The sequence below is a fragment of the Streptomyces sp. TE5632 genome (genome assembly GCF_054061295.1).
Genome location: NZ_JBSSEA010000002.1, coordinates 321,135 through 336,988, shown reverse-complemented (window position 1 = coordinate 336,988; position 15,854 = coordinate 321,135). Strand labels below are relative to the sequence as shown.

Genomic DNA, 15,854 nt, shown 5'->3' with positions numbered 1-15,854 from the left:
GGAGGGCAGGTGCGGGTCCGGCGCCGGGAGGCGCCCTACACCAGCCAGGTTCCGTCCCGCATGAGATGCCGCTTCGGCATCTCATGCACCTCGTGCCAGGCCTGCACCGCCCGGGGGCGTACCCGGAAGAACGCGTAGACGGCCCGGTCCGCGCGCGGATCCCAGCCGGTCTTCTCCCGGAACGCCTCCGCCGCCGCCGGCGGCACCTCCCGCGCGCCGTACGTCTCCACCTCGCCGTCGATCAGGACGACGTCCCGCGTGTCGCCGAGCGCCAGCCGGGTCCGGCCGCCCTCCCGCAGATTGCGGCCGGTGGGGTTGGCCGGCCGGGTCGCCAGCCAGACGGCCTCGCCGTCCCACACGAACCACAGCGGCACCAGGCAGGGCAGCCCCTCGGCGTCCGCCGAGGCCACCCAGATGTCCATCTCCCGCTCCAGCCGGTCCAGGACATCCCTTCTGCGCTGCTGCCGACTCCGCTGCGGTGGCTCGGTGATCTTCATGCACGGACGGTAGCCGCGCGACCCGCCCGGGCGCCTCGGTCTGCCGTCGTAGGTCCTCGGGACCAGGTCCGGGGCGCCGCCGGGAGCGGGACTGGCGCGCACCGACGTTTTACGTATAACCTCTGCCGATCGAACCTACTCCGGAGAGGCCCGATGAGACGTGTCGCCCTGGTGACCCTCGTCGTAGACGACTACGACGAGGCGATCCGCTTCTACACCGAGGCCCTCGGGTTCCGCCTCGCCGAGGACACCCCCCGGCCCGACGGCTCCCGCTGGGTCGTCGTCGAACCGGACGACGGGCGCACCGGCACCGGACTGCTCCTAGCCCGGGCCGAGGGGGAGGAGCAGCGGGCCCGGATCGGAGACCAGACCGGCGGACGCGTCGGCTTCTTCCTGCACACCGACGACTTCGCCGGCGACCACGCCCGGATGACGTCCGCCGGCGTGACCTTCCTGGAACAGCCGCGCCACGAGCCGTACGGCTCGGTCGCCGTATTCCAGGACCTGTACGGCAACCGCTGGGACCTGCTCCAGCCCGCCGAGTGATCCCTCACTCCACCACCGAACAGCTGAGGAACGCACCACCCATGACCACGCCACGCCTCGACACCGACACCCTCCGCCGGCTGCCCAAGGCCGTACTGCACGACCACCTCGACGGCGCCCTGCGCCCCGCCACCCTGGTGGAGTTGGCGGACACGGTCGGCCACACCCTGCCCACCACCGACGCCGACGAGCTCGCCGCCTGGTACGTCGAGGCCGCCGGCTCCGGTGACCTGGTGCGTTACATAGGCACCTTCGAGCACACCCTCGCCGTCATGCAGAGCCGCGAGGGCCTGCTGCGCACCGCCGAGGAGTACGTGCTCGACCTCGCCGCCGACGGTGTCGTCTACGGCGAGGTCCGCTACGCCCCCGAGCTGATGACCAAGGGCGGGCTGACCCTGCCCGAGGTGGTCGAGGCGGTGCAGGAGGGGCTCGCCGCCGGCATGGCCAAGGCCGCCGCCGGGGGGACACCGGTGCGGGTCGGGACGCTGCTGTGCGGCATGCGGATGTTCGACCGGACGCGGGAGATCGCCGACCTGGTGGTGGCGTTCCGGGACGCGGGCGTCGTCGGCTTCGACATCGCCGGCGCCGAGGACGGCTTCCCCGCCGCCGATCACCTGGACGCCTTCGAGCACCTGCGCCGCGAGAGCGTGCCGTTCACCATCCACGCCGGCGAGGCCCACGGCCTGCCCAGCATCCACCAGGCCCTCCAGGTGTGCGGCGCGCAGCGCCTCGGCCACGGTGTGCGGATCACCGAGGACATCCCCGACCTCGCGGCCGGCAAGCTCGGCCGGCTCGCGGGCTGGGTCCGCGACCGCCGGATCGCGCTGGAGATGTGCCCCACCTCCAACCTCCAGACCGGCGCCGCCGACTCGATCGCCACGCACCCCATCACCGCGCTGAAGGACCTCGGTTTCCGGGTCACCCTCAACACCGACAACCGACTGGTGTCCGGCACCACCATGACCCGCGAGATGTCCCTTCTGGTGGAGCAGGCGGGGTGGACCGCCCGGGACCTGCGGACCGTCACGGTCAACGCCGTCAAGAGCGCGTTCCTCCCGTTCGACGAGCGCAACGCCCTCCTGAGGGACGTGGTGCTGCCCGGCTACGAGCCTGTGCTCTGAAGGAGCCCGCGCACATAGGCCGCCTGTCCGGCGTGCTGGAGGTCGTCGGACAGGACGCTGACCAGCCGCACCCCGAGGCTCACCGGTGGGTCCCAGCGCTCGTCCACGATGCGCTCCAGGTCCTTGGCCCGCAGCACGCGCAGCGCCCCCAGGCTCTGCGCGTGCACCGCGTCGTAATAGCCGGTCAGCAGGTCGGCCGAGTCGACCCGCACCTCGGCGACCCGCGCCGGGGTGTGGCCGTACCCGGTGTCGCGGCGGGGCAGGCCGAGCGCGAACCGCTCCTCGAAGTCCTGGGCGAGCCACACCTGGTCGAGCCCGAAGGCGTCCGCGACGTGGTCGTCCTGGATCCGGGTGAGGTGCCAGACCAGCCAGGCGATGGAGTTGGCGCCGGGCGCGGGCCGGGCGTTGAGGACGTCGGGGCCGAGCCCGGCCACCGCGGCGTGGACTTCTTCGCGGATCCTGCCGAAGCCGTCGATGAGGATGTCCTTGGCGTGCATGGGTCCACCCTCGCGCATCCCGCCCCCGCCCGCGCCCCGTTCCCCCGTGGGGAGTCCGGCCGTGCTCACGCTTCCGCGTCGTCCAGCAGGGCCATCAGCGCCCGCGCGGCGGGGCTGGTGGCCTCCGCCGGCGGGAGCAGCGCCACGGTCTCGTACACCGGCTCACCGGTGTCCTTGAGCGGCAGCGCGGTCAGCGCCTCACGCTTGTGCCGGAAGTGCTGTGGGACGACGGCGATGCCGAGGTTCTCGTCGACCAGGTCCAGGAGGCTGTGCACGTCGTTCACCTCCAGTGCGACCGTGCGCCGTACCCCCGCGGCGGCGAACGCGGTGTCGGTGGCCCGGCGCGGACCCCAGTCGGGATGGAAGTCCACGAACACCTCGCCGCCCAGGTCGTGCGGGGTCAGCGGCGCCCCGGTCCGTGCGAGCCGGTGCTCGGGATGGCACAGCACGGTCATCGGCTCACCGGCCAGCGCCACCGGCCGCAGCTGGTCCGGGTCCGCCTGCGTCCGGTAGGCGAAGGCCAGGTCGAGGCGTCCCGCCGCGACCTCCTCGGCCAGTGCCGCCGAGCCCCACTGCCGCAGCCGGATCTCCACGTCCGGATGGCGTCGCCGGAACGCGGCCAGCAGCTTTGCCACATGCACCCCGGCGATGCACTGCTCGGTGCCCACCGCGAGCGTGCCGCGCAGCACACCCTGCACTGCGGCCACCGCCTCGTGTGCGGCCCGCACCTGGGCCAGGACGCGCTCGGCCTCCACCAGCAGGGCCCGTCCGGCCTCCGTCAGCGTCACCCTCCGGGTCGTCCGTACGAACAGCGGCGCCCGCAGCTCGCGCTCCAGCGCGCGGATCGAGGCCGACAGGCCCGACTGGGAGACCAGCAGCCGCTCCGCCGCCCGGGTGAAGTGCTGGTCCTCGGCGACGGCGACGAAATGCTGGAGGTGGCGCAGTTCCATGATTGAGAAGCGTATCCGCTGAATTCCATCGGATTCTTCTGTTGGACCGCTGCCCGCGGTGCGCGACAGAGTGGAACCCCGGTTCGACGGAACCGGACACCCGTGTGCCAACCCCCTGGAGTCGTGTTGTACACCCCGCACCCCGACCGTTACGCGGACCTGCCCTACCGGCGCACCGGACGCAGCGGCCTGAAGCTTCCCGCGCTCTCGCTCGGCCTGTGGCACAACTTCGGTCCCGACCGCCCCGCGGAGACCCAACGCGCCATCCTGCGTCGCGCCTTCGACCTGGGCGTCACCCACTTCGACCTCGCCAACAACTACGGCCCGCCGCCCGGTGCCGCCGAGTCCGCCCTCGGCGAGGCGCTGCGCGCGGACTTCGCGCCGTACCGCGACGAACTGGTGATCTCCACCAAGGCCGGCCACCTGATGTGGCCCGGCCCGTACGGCGAATGGGGTTCACGCAAGTATCTGTTGTCCTCCCTCGACCAGAGCCTGAGCCGCATGGGCCTGGACTACGTCGACATCTTCTACTCGCACCGCTTCGACCCCGACACTCCGCTGGAGGAGACGATGGGGGCCCTGCACTCCGCGGTCCAGCAGGGCAAGGCGCTCTACGTCGGCGTGTCCAACTACTCCGCGGAGCAGACCCGTGAGGCCGCCCGCATCCTCGGCGAGCTGGGCACCCCGCTGCTGATCCACCAGCCGCGCTACTCGATGCTCGACCGGCGGCCGGAGGACGAGGGCCTGCTGGACGCCCTGGACGAGCTCCAGGTCGGCTCCATCGCCTACTCCCCGCTGGAGCAGGGCCTGCTGACCGCCCGCTACCTCGACGGCATCCCCGAGGACTCGCGGGCCGCGAGCGACAGCCCGTTCCTGAACACCGACGCCGTCACCGGCGAACTGGTGGAGCGGCTGCGCACGTTGAACGGCATCGCCGAGTCCCGCGGCCAGACCCTCGCGCAGATGGCGCTGGCCTGGGTGCTGCGCGGTGGGCGCGTGACCTCGGCCCTGGTCGGGGCGAGCAGCCCGCGGCAACTCGAGGACAGCGTCGCGGCCACCCGCAACCTCGACTTCGACGCGGACGAACTGGCCCGCATCGACGCGGTGGTCAAGCAGTAGGCCCCTCACTCGGGCAGGTCGCCCACCCGGCCGCGTCGTGGTCCTCGGCACGACGCGGCCGGGTGCGGCGTCGTGCTTCCGGTCACCGTGCGCGCCGCGTTCCGGCCAACGGGAGGGGCGAATATGCCAGGAGAGTGGCCGGAAAGGCATGGTGACAGTGATTCAGCGGTGAACATACTCGACAACGAGAGCGCTTCACCCCGCGCGACGGCGCCCTCACGCACAGCGCGCGACCCACCGGAGAGCGAGCGCGGTCGGCCGCCGGGCAACGCAACGGGGGGAGAGCATCGTGCACGACGAGTTCCTGTGCCACGTCACGGCGTACGGGGTCTGCGACGGCCGGCGCATCGGCGTACCCCTCGGCACCTACCGCGCGCCCACCCTGGCCCTGGCCCTCTGGTGGCTGCGCGATCGCGCCTCGTGGATCGCCGAGCGCCTCGACCCGCAGCCCGAGGCCGAACACTTACCCCCGGGCGCGCTCGTCCCCGTCGCGGACGGTGTGCCCGACGTACCCGCCGTGCTGCGTGCCTGGTGCGGTGACGCCGCCCGGCAGGAGGAGATGGCGGAGGCGCTGGCCGCCGGACAGTTGGTGCGCCTCGCCACCGGCGACGACACCACCGAGTACGAACTGCTGGCCGAATCCGTGGACGCCCTGCGGATGCAGCGCGCCGCCCCGGTGCTGGGCGTCCCGGTCGCCTGACCGCCCCGCCGCGCACAGCACGCACCGCGCACAGCACGCACCGCGCGCCGCGCCGACCCCGGGCCACCCCGGCCGGGCCAGGCACTCGAACGGGCCGATCGGTGGAATCCAGGCATGGTCGAGCGGTCGGTCGCGCCGGAGCTACCGGTTCGCCCGCGTCGTCCACGAGACCCTCGCCGGCCATCCGCCGTTCCGCCGGGACGACGACATGGCCCTGCTCCGGGCCCACCAGTACGACGACCCGCCGCCCCTGACCGCCGTACGCCCCGACTTCCCGCCGCAGACCGACGCCGTCCTCGCCAAGGCGCTGGCGAAGAGTCCCGACGACCGGTACGCGTCCGGCCTGGACCTCGTCGCCGCCCTGCGCACCGCCATGGCAGGGGGCGGCGAGGCCACGACCGCACCCACGGGGCACACGGGCGGGGGAACGCCGGCGAGGGGAGCACCGACAGGGGGGAGCATCGGACAGGCAGACGCCTGAACTGCCGAAACCGCCGCCGGCCTGGGCAAAACCGGTGTTCGGACCGCGGACGTAGAACACCGTCGGCGGCCGACGCGCCCCGTCAGCGGTCCGGCCCGCCCCGGCCGCGCCGCCTCCCCCGCGCCGGCAGCGCGCCCGCGAAACCGGTGACCAGGCCCCACAGGAGGGCCAGACCCAGCGCGCCCGCCAGACGCGGTTCGAGCAGCACCTGACCGGAGAGTCCGGTACCGAGGTCGCCGATGCCGAGCACGGAGAAACCGAGCCGGGCGGAGATCCGGCCGACCAGGCAGATCATCAGAACCGTCAGCGCGAGTGCCACCGCCAGGTGCACGGCGTGCTGCCAGGCCCGGACCCGGGCCGGTGACAGGGCCGCCATCACGAACGCGACGGCCAGCAGCAGCACCGCGTCGGCCACCAGCAGCCACCACACCCTGCCGTCGTGCTCGGCGAGCGTGCTCAGGTTCAGTGCCGAGACGTCCTCGGTGCGCAGCACCTCGTCGAGCACATGCGGCATGGGCAGCCCGAAGGGCCCCTCCACCCTGCCGTCCCAGGTGGCGCCGAGCCCGATGGTCAGCGCGAGCCAGGTCACGTTGGGCAGACCCAGCAGGATCACGGCGAACGTATCCGCCGGGTGTCCCCGCGTCGCGGCGACGACCAGCGCGATCACGGCACCGATGACGACGAAGGCGAGCAGCAGCCGCAGCATCGCGCGCGCCGCGGGCCGCACCGCCGTCTGGAACCGGAGCAGCCTGCCCGGCAGTGGGGCGCCCCGCGACACCAGCAGGGCCAGCACCAGCACACCCGCCAGCCAGAGCAGGCCGACGAGGACGGTCAGCGGCACATCGGCGGCGAAACCGACCTCGGGGGAAATCCCGAACAGATCCCCGAGATCATCCAGGGACCCGTCCCCGAGCGAGACCTCGAAGGTGTGCCGGGCGGCGAACGCCAGTCCGAGCAGGGCGAGCAGCCACAGAGCGGCGATCCGCGCGGCCCACCCGATCAGCTCGGGCGCCCCCGCGACGGCCCGGTGGCGCAACGGACGCAGAAAGCCCCGGCCGACGAGCAGGGCCCCGGTGAGCGTGACGGACAGCGGCATGACCGTCAGGCCGCCCTCCGCACCGGCCAGCTCGCCCGCGTCCCCGGACAGCCTCACCGAGCCGCCCACGGCGGTGACCACCGTCGCCGCGACCACCTTGGGGGAGGAACCGTCGGGGAGGTCCGCGGCACCGGCCGCCCACAGCCCGAGCGCGGCCACGACACCCATGGCGAGCAGCCCGCCCACCACCGTGACCAGGGCCTGCGCCCAGCCGTGGCGGGCGGTCACCCGGTCGGAGACGGCACGTGAGCCCACCCCTGCACGCTAAGCGGGTTTTTGCAGCGGGCGCCTGTCGAAAGGCCCGTCCGCGTCGGCTTGCGACCGGTGCGCCACCGGAGCGCACAATGAACGAGTGGCGGAAGCAGTGGGGTGTGTCCGCAGGAACCCACGGAAACAGCCGGCAAAGGCCTGATGCCGGTGCGGCGCGTGACTGTCGTGGAGCATCCGCGTGGGAAGAAGGGCTCGTGAGCGTCGAACCACCGTCCTCCGGCCGGCCCACCGGTCCTCCCTCCGGGCCGTTGCCGGGTTCCTCCCAGCCACCGCACTCCGGGCCGCCCCCGCCACCGGCGGGCGGAGCGGGCAAAGACGCGAGCGGCGGTTCGGGGCCGCCCGGGCGGGGCCGGCAGCCGCGGTGGCGGTCCGTACCCGCTCTGGCCGCGCTCGCCGCGGCCGTGGCGGTGGCCGTGGTCCTCGCCGTGGTGCTCACCCGCTCCGACGGCGGCTCCGAGGCGGGCGGTGGCGAAATCTTCCTGCAGGCCGCGAACGCCGAGGGCGCCGATCCGTTCACCGAGTCGACGGCCGAGGACGGCTCCGCCCCGCCCGACACCCCGCCACCCAGGACCTCGGCCCCGTCCACCGGGCCCTCGTCCCCTGCCGACGCGGTGGGGACGGTGAGCGGCGGGGAGCCCGGCCTGTACGGCGGCACCCGCAACGTCTCCAGTTGTGACGTGGAGCAGCAGATCAAGTTCCTGCGGGAGGTGCCCGCGAAGAACGAGGCGTTCGCCTCGGTGGCCGAGGTCGAACCCTCCGAGGTGCCCTCCTACCTCCGCTCGCTGACCCCGCTGCGACTCCGGCTGGACACCAGGGTCACCAACCACGGATACCGCGACGGCGCCGCCACGGACTACCAGGCCGCCCTCCAGGCGGGCACGGCCGTACTGGTCGACGACCGCGGTGTCCCCGGGGTCCGCTGCGCCTGCGGCAACCCGTTGACCGAGCCGGTCGAACAGGCCGACCCCCGGTACACCGGCGACCCCTGGCCGGGCTACCGCGCCTCGAACGTCGTCGTGGTCGAACCGGCACCGCGGCCGATCGAGAAGTTCGTGGTCCACGACTCCGGCAGCGGCGGCTGGTCCGAGCGGCACCGGGGAGACGCGGGCGGCAAGGACCGTGCCACGAAACCGCCGGACGGGCAGAGCCCGTCACCGGGTGGCACCACCCCCTAGACGCCGTCGCCGGACACGCCCCGTCGGCCGGACCGTCCACCCCCGAGTCCGAGGCGCCGACCAGCGGGCCCCACCGGCGAATCGCCCACCAGCGAGCCGGGGAGCGGCGAATCACCGACCGGTGAACCGCCGTCGTCCGAACCCCCGGCGCCGCCTTCCGCCGAGTCCGGCACCACGAACGACGCCCCGGACGGCATGATGAACGACGCCCCGGACACCACCGCCGACGTCGCGAGCGGCGCCGCCCAGTCGGTCACCCAGTCGGTCGCCCAGTCAGCCGTGCGGTGCCGGTGTCCCGCGCCCGGTGCCCCGAGCGCGGATCACCAGAGCGTGGTCGCCCAGCCCGAGGAGGCGGTCGGCCGGGAGTTCGCCGCGTGTGGTGAGGACCGCCTCGATGCGGGCGGTGAGCGGGTCGAAGGCCGCGTCGAGCACGGTGCCGCGCTCCTCGCCGTCCTCGGTGAGGACCCTGCTGCCGAGCAGATCGTGATGCGGTGGGGGCTCGGCCGAGGCGGAGGACGGCGGGAGGGCGATCAGCATGTCCGGACCGGCGGCGTCCACGTCGTCCCAGGCCAGCACGGTCTCCCTGCGCAGGCGCCCGCTCCGTACCCGCACATGGGTGACCGTGCCGGACGCCGCGTCGACCGTCAGCGCCCGCACGACGCCGAGCCGGTCCCCGTCCCCCGGGGTCAGCACCGGCAGCCCTCGCACCCGGGAGAACAGCATCACGGCAGCGCGCCCGTCCGCCGGGCATGGAACGCGCCGACCCGCGCCACGAAGGCCGGCAGGTCGTCGGTGACGTAGGTGGTGGCGTGCGCGGGGATGACCAGCGACCGGCCGGAGACGGAGACCGCCTCGCCCCGCGGCACGTACACCTGGTGCCGGCGGTGCCTCGAGCCCGGCACCAACTCCCGGTGCGCGGCGAGCCGGAAGGCGACGATCCGGCCACTGGTGCCGCCCTCGACCAGGACGTCGAGGACCGTGCCGACCGCGTCACCCTCGTCGGTGAGGACCTGCGCGCTGAGCAGCCGCCCGTGCAGGGCGTCGCGGCGGGCCACCGACAGGGGCACCTCGCACAGCGCCCTCTCGTCGCGGACCATGACCGCGTGCCGGCCGAGGGAATGCACCGCCGGCCAGGGCAGATCCCGGGGCAGGGGACCCGACAGCAGAGTTCGGCCGGTGAGCGTGAAGCCGGTGACGCGCCCGGTCGTGGCGTCGAGGACCGTGTCCTTGACGTGGGCCACCGCATCGCCGCCCAGCGTCACCACGGGCAGCGTCCGCAGGCATCGCACCGCCAACAGTTCGTTCATGGCTCGCCCTTCCCACCGGAGGCGGTCCCCGCTCCGCACCCGCTTGTCCGGGTGCCCTCCGTGTGGCATGACGAACACCGATCAGGGGACTGTGCCGCCCGACTCGGGGTAGGTGCACGGGTGCAGAACGTCCGGCCAGTCCGGCTTCCCAGAGAGATACGCATGACCAATCACCTGGACGGGGCAGTGATACCGATTGGTTTCGACGTGCCCGTGGAACCGCTGCGGCGGACGGCACACTTCACCGGCGAGCCGGGATGCATCGCCGAGGCGCGCGACTTCGCCGCGCGCTTCCTGGAACAGCTGAGGACCGAGTGGTGCGCCACGATCGGCCGGCGGACCGACGGCGCGGCACTCCTGGTGGTGAGCGAACTCGTCACCAATGCCGACCGGCACAGCGGCGGCCCGTACATCCTGGAGCTGGAGGGCACGGACGAAGCGATCACGGTCGCCGTGTACGACAGCAGCGGCACCCTGCCCCGGGTCTTCCCCCGTGACCCCCAGCGCATCGGCTGCCACGGACTGGAGATCGTCCGGGCCCTGGCGCGGGAGCTCTTCGTGGAGCGGGTACCGGTCGGCAAGCGCGTCGGCGCGGTGCTGAGCCTCGACGCCGGCTGAGACACCGGCCGACGTCGGCCAGGAACGCCTGGCCGAGAACGCCTGTCGGCAGAGCTCCCACTCCCCAAGGGCGTCTTTGGACGGCCCGCACCCACCGGGAAACGACAAACCGAGCACGCGGCTGCCGGCCCACCCTCACAGGGTGGGCCGGCAGCCGCGTGCGGTGTCCGTCCCTCAGGGCGTCAGGCGCAGCCCAGCTCGCCCAGCATGCCCTCGCGCAGACGGCCGATGATCCGCTTGATCAGCCGGGAGACGTGCATCTGCGAGCACCCGAGCCGCTCGCCGATCTCAGCCTGGGTGGCCTCCTCCACGAACCGCATGCGGATGATCTCGCGGTCGCGGTCGCTCAGCTCGGCCATGAGCGGCGCGAGCGCGTGGAAGTCCTCGACGAGCCGCAGCCCCTCCTCCTCCATACCGATGAAGTCGGCGAGGACGGCTTCGCCGTTCTCCGGGCCGTCACCGGTGAGGGCGGCGTCCAGCGACGAGGAGTTGTAGCCGTTCGCGGCGAGCTGTCCCTCGTTGACCTGCTCCTCGGTGATGTTCATCAGCGTGGCGAGCTCGGCGACCGTGGGATCGCGGTCCAGCCGGCTGGAGAGCTCCTCGCGGGCCTTGGCCAGTTCCACCCGCAGCTCCTGGAGCCGCCGCGGCACATGCACCGCCCACGTGGTGTCACGGAAGAAACGCTTGATCTCACCGACGATGTACGGCAGCGCGAAGGAGGTGAACTCGACCTCGCGCGACAGCTCGAACCGGTCTATCGCCTTGATCAGACCGATCATGCCGGTCTGGACGATGTCCTCCATGTCGTCGCCACGGCCGCGGAACCGTCCGGCCGCGAACCGCACCAGCGACATGTTCATCTCGATCAGAGTGTTGCGCGCGTACTGGTATTCGTGTGTGCCCTCCTCCAGCTCCGCCAGACGACGGAAGAACTGCCGGGACAGTTCCTTGGCATCGCGCGGAGCGACGGCTCGGGGATCCACCACCCCCGGCAGGCTCCCGTCACCCGTCCCGGCCTCGGCGTTCTCCTCGACGACCTGTGCCTGCGGCCGGATCACGGCGGTCTCCATACCTCTACCTCTCCCCACGAACGTGCACGGGCGGATGTGCGTCGGTCCTTCGGAGGTGCTGGTACCCAGCTTGTCCCCGAACACTCCCCCCGACTTTTCGAGAGCCCCGCAAAGGCTCGGCGTTCCGCCCCTTCACTCAGGGCGGAATGCCGCTCCCTTCCCCTCGGAGCGGGGATTCCTAGGCTGAAGGAGTGAGCAATCAAGCGCCCCTCGACGTCCGTGTCATTCCCCTGCGGCCCGCGGCCGCGGGCCCGAAGCCCGCGCGCCGGGCCGCGGCCCCGCCGGGCCGGGCCCCCATCGTCCCCGTCCCCGTTCCCGGCCCCGCTCCGGCTTCCGCTCCGGCTCCCAGGGAGCCGCTGTGGCGCGACCTGGTCGGCGACGTGCTGCGGCGTGAGCGGCTCGCCCAGGAACGGACGCTGAAGGACGTCGCCGACACGGCCCGGATCTCCATGCCGTACCTGTCGGAGGTGGAACGGGGCCGCAAGGAGGCCTCGTCGGAGGTCCTCGCGGCCGCCGCCCAGGCCCTGGGACTGGGCCTGGGCGACCTGCTGTCGCGGGCGCAGGGAGAACTCGTCCGCGTCACCGGCCTGCGGGCTCCCGCCGGCCGGGGCGCGAACCGGGGCACCCCCCGCGCCTCGTACGACGGGCTGTGCCTGGCCGCCTGACGCGACCGTGCCGGGCCCGGCGCCTCACGCACCCACGAGGCGCCGGCTCAGCACCTCGTCGGCCAGGCCGTAGGACACGGCCTCCTGCGCGGTGAACACCTTGTCGCGGTCCATGTCCGCGCGCAGCGTCGCCACGTCGTGGTGCGTGTGCCGGGACAGGACCTCCTCCACCTGCGAACGGATCCGCAGCATCTCCTTTGCCTGCAACGACAGATCGGAGACCGTGCCTCGCTGCCCGCCCGTGGCCGGCTGGCCCAGCAGCACCCGCGCGTGCTCCAGCACGAACCGGCGCCCCGGGTCCCCGCCGGCCAGCAGCACCGCCGCCGTGGACGCCGCTTGACCGACGCAGTACGTCGAGATCGGCGCCTGCACGAACGCCATGGTGTCGTAGATCGCCATGAGCGAGGTGAACGAGCCGCCCGGGGAGTTGATGTAGACCGCGATCTCGCTCTCCGGGGCCGACGACTCCAGATGGAGGAGCTGAGCGATGACGACGTTGGCCACCCCGTCGTCGATCTCGGTGCCCAGGAAGATGATCCGCTCGGACAGCAGCCGGCTGAACACGTCGTAGGACCGCTCGCCCTGCGGGGTGCGCTCGACGACGTTCGGAATCGTGTACGTACCCATCGTCACAGCCCCATCCGGCGTCGCGAGGCGGCCGGCCGGACATCGTCCAGCGACTCCACCACCTGGTCCACCATTCCGTACTCCCTGGCCTCCTCGGCCGTGAACCAGCGGTCGCGATCGCCGTCCCGGGAGATCGTCTCCGCCGACTGGCCGGTGTGCTCGGCGGTGATCCGCTCGATGGTCCGCTTGGTGAACTCCAGGTTCTCCGCCTGGATCTCGATGTCGGCGGTGGTACCGCCGATCCCGGCAGACGGCTGGTGCATCATGATCCGCGCGTGGGGCAGGGCGTACCGCTTGCCCGGTGCGCCGACGCTCAGCAGGAACTGGCCCATGCTGGCCGCGAATCCCATGGCGAGCGTCGAGACGTCGTTGGGGATCAGCCGCATCGTGTCGTAGATCGCCAGGCCCGCGTGCACGGAGCCGCCGGGACTGTTGACGTACAGGCTGATGTCGGTGCGCGGGTCCTCGGCGGACAGGATCAGCAGCTGCGCGCACACCCGGTTGGCGGAGACCTCGTCGACCTGGGTCCCGAGCAGCACGATCCGCTGCGCGAGGAGCTGCGCGGCCAGATGGTCGTCGAACCGGGTCGAAGGGGTGTCGCCCTCCTCGGCCCGGGGCAGCGGAGCCGGCGGCCGGCCGGCGGTGAGTGGAGACATCGGCGCTCCCGTGTTGTCGGTGTTATAGGTGTCAGTGCCGTGTTGCCCTTCGGCGCACGGCCGGTGCGACCGTGTGTCCTCACTCTCGACCGGCTGCGGCGGCCCGTGGGGCTTTCTCTGCCCGCGGCAGATTCGCCAGGGGCAGAGCGCCGCCGACCGATGAGTTCCGAGGGGCGGGCCGGTCGGCAACGACAGACCGCGTTCCACGCCCTTTCCACACCCCGGGAGGTATCCATGACCACCGACGGATTCACCACATGTCTCTGGTTCGACGGCCAGGCCGAAGAGGCCGCGGACTTCTACGTCTCCGTGTTCAAGAACTCGAGTGTCGGCCGGATCCTCCGGTACACCGAGTCCGGGTACGGCACGACGGGCTCCGTCCTCACCGTGGAGTTCACGGCCGACGGACAGAGGTTCGTCGCGCTGAACGGCGGACCCGAGTTCAAGTTCAGCGAGGCGATCTCCTTCCAGATCGACTGCGCCGACCAGGCGGAGGTCGACCACTACTGGGACAAGCTCGTCGAGGGAGGTGGGGAGCACGGCCCCTGCGGTTGGCTCAAGGACCGGTTCGGCGTGTCCTGGCAGGTCACCCCGGTACGGCTGACCGAGCTGATCAGCGACCCGGACCAGGAGAAGGCGGACCGCGCCATGAAGGCCATGCTGTCCATGGGCAAGCTCGACATCGCCGCCCTGGAGAAGGCGTACGCGGGCGAGTGACGCCGGCGGGGCGGGCGGGGCCGCGGACGGGCCCCGCCCGGCCGACGGCGGCCGGGCCCGGGCGGATCACCGCCCCAGTGGGGCCCGCTCGGCCAGGATCTCCTGGAGCACATGCCGTGAGTTCGCCGCGAGCACCAGGTCGGTGTCCCAGTGGTTACTGGCGCAGAGCACTTGTTCCGTAGCTGCCGTATTCCTGGGAACAAGCAACGCAGAGTGGCGATGCAGCCCGGCCTCAACGGCTGGGCACTGGCAAGCGGGCTGTCTCGAACTCGCTGTGTGCCTACGGCAGACGGATAACCAGTAGAGCCCTGGGCAGGCTGATGACAAGGTGACGCTTATGCCGTCGCCCGTGGTCGAACAACTGCTCCGTGAACTGCACGCGTCACTCATACTGCGCAAGCGTCCTGAGGATGTGGGCCGCCTCATCCAAGATCTTCACGCCGCACAGGGCACCGACCTCGATACAGCGACCGAGGCGGCGCTCGCCAAAGCCGCCGAGCATTCGCTGCGCGACCTCTGGCACAGCTATACCTCCATGGCGGAAGAGTTTGCCCGTCCCGTCGGCGCACAACGCCAGCTCGCCCGAGCGGCGAGCCTGTTCACGAGTGTGACGGAACTGCTGGGCAGCGCCGGGGACGATCCCGCCGAGATCGAGGCGGTGATCCGGCATGCAGGCGAGGAGATCGGCCGATCGTACGGGCAGAACGACTTCGGCATGGACCGCCTCAACAGGGTCGAGCGCACGGCGGCGGGCCTCGGCGCGATCTCAAAACGCCAGTACAACAAGCGTTTCCGGCTGCTGCGCCGGATGGAAGCCAAACTGGCCCGACTCATCCACGAGCAGCACCGCCGCGAAGTGACGATGACCGGCAAAGGCGCGCTTGCTCACGCCCTGCCGTACGAGCTGTTCGCCATCGACATGGACACGGCAGCCTTCATCGCCTACATCACGGCGCGCGGCTACATGCGCAGCGTCTTCACCAACGGCCGGCAACGTCAGGTCTACGACGAGGTCGCAGAGGCCTTGTTCCAGCGCCTGCGGGACGCTCCCCTGCGGACTTGCTGGCACGCGGTCGCGCATGTATACCCTACGGCCGAAGTGCTGGCCCATGTGTCCGACCAGGACCTCACACAGTTGCTGGTTCGGTGGAACCGTTTCCTGCGCCAGGTCGCCGATCTGCTGGAAGACGCCTGGGACCGGCACCCGCTGGAACGCGACACGATGATCGTGCGCCGCGGAAACGACTCGTCGACGTGGAACCAGGCCGCGCAAGCATGGAACACGGCCCGGGCACATTGGTTCGCGCTGCTCAGCGAGTTGGGCCAGGACGAGATCCTGGATCGTGTTTGCCCCGGCAAGGTGCCCCGCCTCATGGCTGCCGACGTCGCGTACCGGCACCGCATGAGCGGCGGCGGGCTGCACCCGGACACCTACATCTGGGCGGAGCTTCCTCTGCCCTGGGAAGTCCTCCGGGCTGAGAAGGAATGCCCACGCTCACTCGTCGAAGCAGTCTGCGCCCGGCATCGGGTGGACCCGGTGGCCAGCGCCTGGACCGCCCCCAGGTCGGCAGCTGAAGCCGTGCCTTTCCGGCGCACGCCCGAGCTGGTGCACGGAGTCGTCGTGGCGGACCCACTCATAGCCAGCGCGCTTCGGTCAGCAGGAGTCTTCTCCGGCAAGGACAAACGTGCTGCCGCTCAAGAGTGGTGGTGACCGACGGCAATGAACGCACGGGGCTGGGCCT

18 protein-coding genes and 1 pseudogene are annotated in these 15,854 nt (G+C 71.8%); 10 read left to right on the top strand and 9 right to left on the bottom strand.

All coding sequences use genetic code 11. The annotated features are described in order from the left end of the window. Nucleotides 1-35: 35 nt before the first annotated feature. Entirely contained in the window at nucleotides 36-497 is a 462-nt protein-coding gene (locus tag ACVW19_RS03595) for a pyridoxamine 5'-phosphate oxidase family protein (RefSeq protein WP_457456486.1), read from the bottom strand. A gap of 153 nt (nucleotides 498-650) precedes the next feature. Between ACVW19_RS03595 and ACVW19_RS03590 the strand changes: the two genes are divergently transcribed. Continuing rightward, the gene (locus tag ACVW19_RS03590) at nucleotides 651-1,043 is read left to right on the top strand and encodes a VOC family protein (protein WP_457456484.1); all 393 of its coding nucleotides are present in this window, start codon (nucleotides 651-653) and stop codon (nucleotides 1,041-1,043) included. A 41-nt stretch (nucleotides 1,044-1,084) separates the two neighbouring features. Then, a complete protein-coding gene (locus tag ACVW19_RS03585) occupies nucleotides 1,085-2,164 on the top strand; it encodes an adenosine deaminase (protein WP_457456482.1) in 1,080 nt (359 codons plus the stop codon). Here ACVW19_RS03585 and ACVW19_RS03580 read toward each other — a convergent pair. Both ACVW19_RS03580 and ACVW19_RS03575 read right to left on the bottom strand, forming a co-directional pair. Then, the gene (locus ACVW19_RS03580) at nucleotides 2,146-2,661 is read right to left on the bottom strand and encodes a mycothiol transferase (RefSeq protein ID WP_457456480.1); all 516 of its coding nucleotides are present in this window, start codon (nucleotides 2,659-2,661) and stop codon (nucleotides 2,146-2,148) included. The two genes, ACVW19_RS03585 and ACVW19_RS03580, sit on opposite strands and share 19 nt — an antisense overlap. Nucleotides 2,662-2,726: 65 nt before the next feature. After that, complete coding sequence (locus tag ACVW19_RS03575; RefSeq protein ID WP_457456478.1) at nucleotides 2,727-3,611, bottom strand: LysR substrate-binding domain-containing protein; 885 nt, start codon at nucleotides 3,609-3,611, stop codon at nucleotides 2,727-2,729. Between the two features lie 126 nt (nucleotides 3,612-3,737). On the opposite strand from ACVW19_RS03575, the gene mgrA reads away from it, so the two are divergent. The 3 genes from mgrA (at nucleotide 3,738) to ACVW19_RS03560 (ending at nucleotide 5,911) form a co-directional block, all read left to right on the top strand. Further along, the gene (mgrA, locus tag ACVW19_RS03570; RefSeq protein ID WP_457456958.1) at nucleotides 3,738-4,730 is read left to right on the top strand and encodes an L-glyceraldehyde 3-phosphate reductase; all 993 of its coding nucleotides are present in this window, start codon (nucleotides 3,738-3,740) and stop codon (nucleotides 4,728-4,730) included. Between the two features lie 289 nt (nucleotides 4,731-5,019). After that, a complete protein-coding gene (locus tag ACVW19_RS03565) occupies nucleotides 5,020-5,430 on the top strand; it encodes a hypothetical protein (RefSeq protein WP_202280550.1) in 411 nt (136 codons plus the stop codon). A 208-nt stretch (nucleotides 5,431-5,638) separates the two neighbouring features. Next, nucleotides 5,639-5,911 (top strand): hypothetical protein, encoded by a 273-nt coding sequence (locus ACVW19_RS03560; RefSeq protein WP_457456475.1) that lies wholly within the window; start codon nucleotides 5,639-5,641, stop codon nucleotides 5,909-5,911. 82 nt (nucleotides 5,912-5,993) lie between these two features. Here the strand turns inward: ACVW19_RS03560 and ACVW19_RS03555 are convergent, their stop codons facing one another. Beyond that, nucleotides 5,994-7,262, bottom strand: coding sequence for a streptophobe family protein (locus ACVW19_RS03555; protein ID WP_457456474.1), 1,269 nt, complete (start codon nucleotides 7,260-7,262; stop codon nucleotides 5,994-5,996). Nucleotides 7,263-7,471: 209 nt separating this feature from the next. On the opposite strand from ACVW19_RS03555, the pseudogene ACVW19_RS03550 reads away from it, so the two are divergent. Beyond that, a pseudogene (locus tag ACVW19_RS03550) lies at nucleotides 7,472-8,671 on the top strand (DUF6777 domain-containing protein); the annotation flags it as partial. Between the two features lie 54 nt (nucleotides 8,672-8,725). Here ACVW19_RS03550 and ACVW19_RS03545 read toward each other — a convergent pair. Together ACVW19_RS03545 and ACVW19_RS03540 are read right to left on the bottom strand one after the other, a co-directional pair. Continuing rightward, nucleotides 8,726-9,175 carry a PRC-barrel domain-containing protein gene (locus ACVW19_RS03545; RefSeq protein ID WP_457456956.1) on the bottom strand — a complete coding sequence of 150 codons (450 nt, stop codon included), beginning with the start codon at nucleotides 9,173-9,175 and terminating at the stop codon, nucleotides 8,726-8,728. After that, nucleotides 9,175-9,759, bottom strand: a complete 585-nt coding sequence (locus tag ACVW19_RS03540; protein ID WP_457456472.1) for a PRC-barrel domain-containing protein — start codon at nucleotides 9,757-9,759, stop codon at nucleotides 9,175-9,177. Before ACVW19_RS03540 ends, ACVW19_RS03545 begins: the two co-directional genes overlap by 1 nt. Before the next feature lie 162 nt (nucleotides 9,760-9,921). On the opposite strand from ACVW19_RS03540, the gene ACVW19_RS03535 reads away from it, so the two are divergent. Then, on the top strand, nucleotides 9,922-10,377 hold the full coding sequence (locus ACVW19_RS03535) for an ATP-binding protein (protein WP_457456470.1): 456 nt from the start codon (nucleotides 9,922-9,924) through the stop codon (nucleotides 10,375-10,377). Nucleotides 10,378-10,559: 182 nt separating this feature from the next. Here the strand turns inward: ACVW19_RS03535 and ACVW19_RS03530 are convergent, their stop codons facing one another. Further along, a complete protein-coding gene (locus ACVW19_RS03530) occupies nucleotides 10,560-11,447 on the bottom strand; it encodes an RNA polymerase sigma factor SigF (RefSeq protein WP_457456468.1) in 888 nt (295 codons plus the stop codon). Between the two features lie 191 nt (nucleotides 11,448-11,638). Between ACVW19_RS03530 and ACVW19_RS03525 the strand changes: the two genes are divergently transcribed. Beyond that, nucleotides 11,639-12,112 (top strand): helix-turn-helix domain-containing protein, encoded by a 474-nt coding sequence (locus tag ACVW19_RS03525; RefSeq protein WP_457456466.1) that lies wholly within the window; start codon nucleotides 11,639-11,641, stop codon nucleotides 12,110-12,112. Between the two features lie 24 nt (nucleotides 12,113-12,136). On the opposite strand, the gene ACVW19_RS03520 is transcribed toward ACVW19_RS03525, so the two are convergent. Together ACVW19_RS03520 and ACVW19_RS03515 are read right to left on the bottom strand one after the other, a co-directional pair. Beyond that, a complete protein-coding gene (locus ACVW19_RS03520; protein WP_457456465.1) occupies nucleotides 12,137-12,739 on the bottom strand; it encodes a ClpP family protease in 603 nt (200 codons plus the stop codon). Nucleotides 12,740-12,741: 2 nt separating this feature from the next. Then, entirely contained in the window at nucleotides 12,742-13,395 is a 654-nt protein-coding gene (locus tag ACVW19_RS03515; protein WP_457456464.1) for an ATP-dependent Clp protease proteolytic subunit, read from the bottom strand. Between the two features lie 234 nt (nucleotides 13,396-13,629). Here ACVW19_RS03515 and ACVW19_RS03510 point away from each other — a divergent pair, with 234 nt between their 5' ends. After that, nucleotides 13,630-14,112, top strand: coding sequence for a VOC family protein (locus ACVW19_RS03510; protein ID WP_457456462.1), 483 nt, complete (start codon nucleotides 13,630-13,632; stop codon nucleotides 14,110-14,112). A 349-nt stretch (nucleotides 14,113-14,461) separates the two neighbouring features. After that, the gene (locus ACVW19_RS03505; RefSeq protein ID WP_457456461.1) at nucleotides 14,462-15,823 is read left to right on the top strand and encodes a hypothetical protein; all 1,362 of its coding nucleotides are present in this window, start codon (nucleotides 14,462-14,464) and stop codon (nucleotides 15,821-15,823) included. The last annotated feature ends 31 nt before the right edge of the window (nucleotides 15,824-15,854 follow it).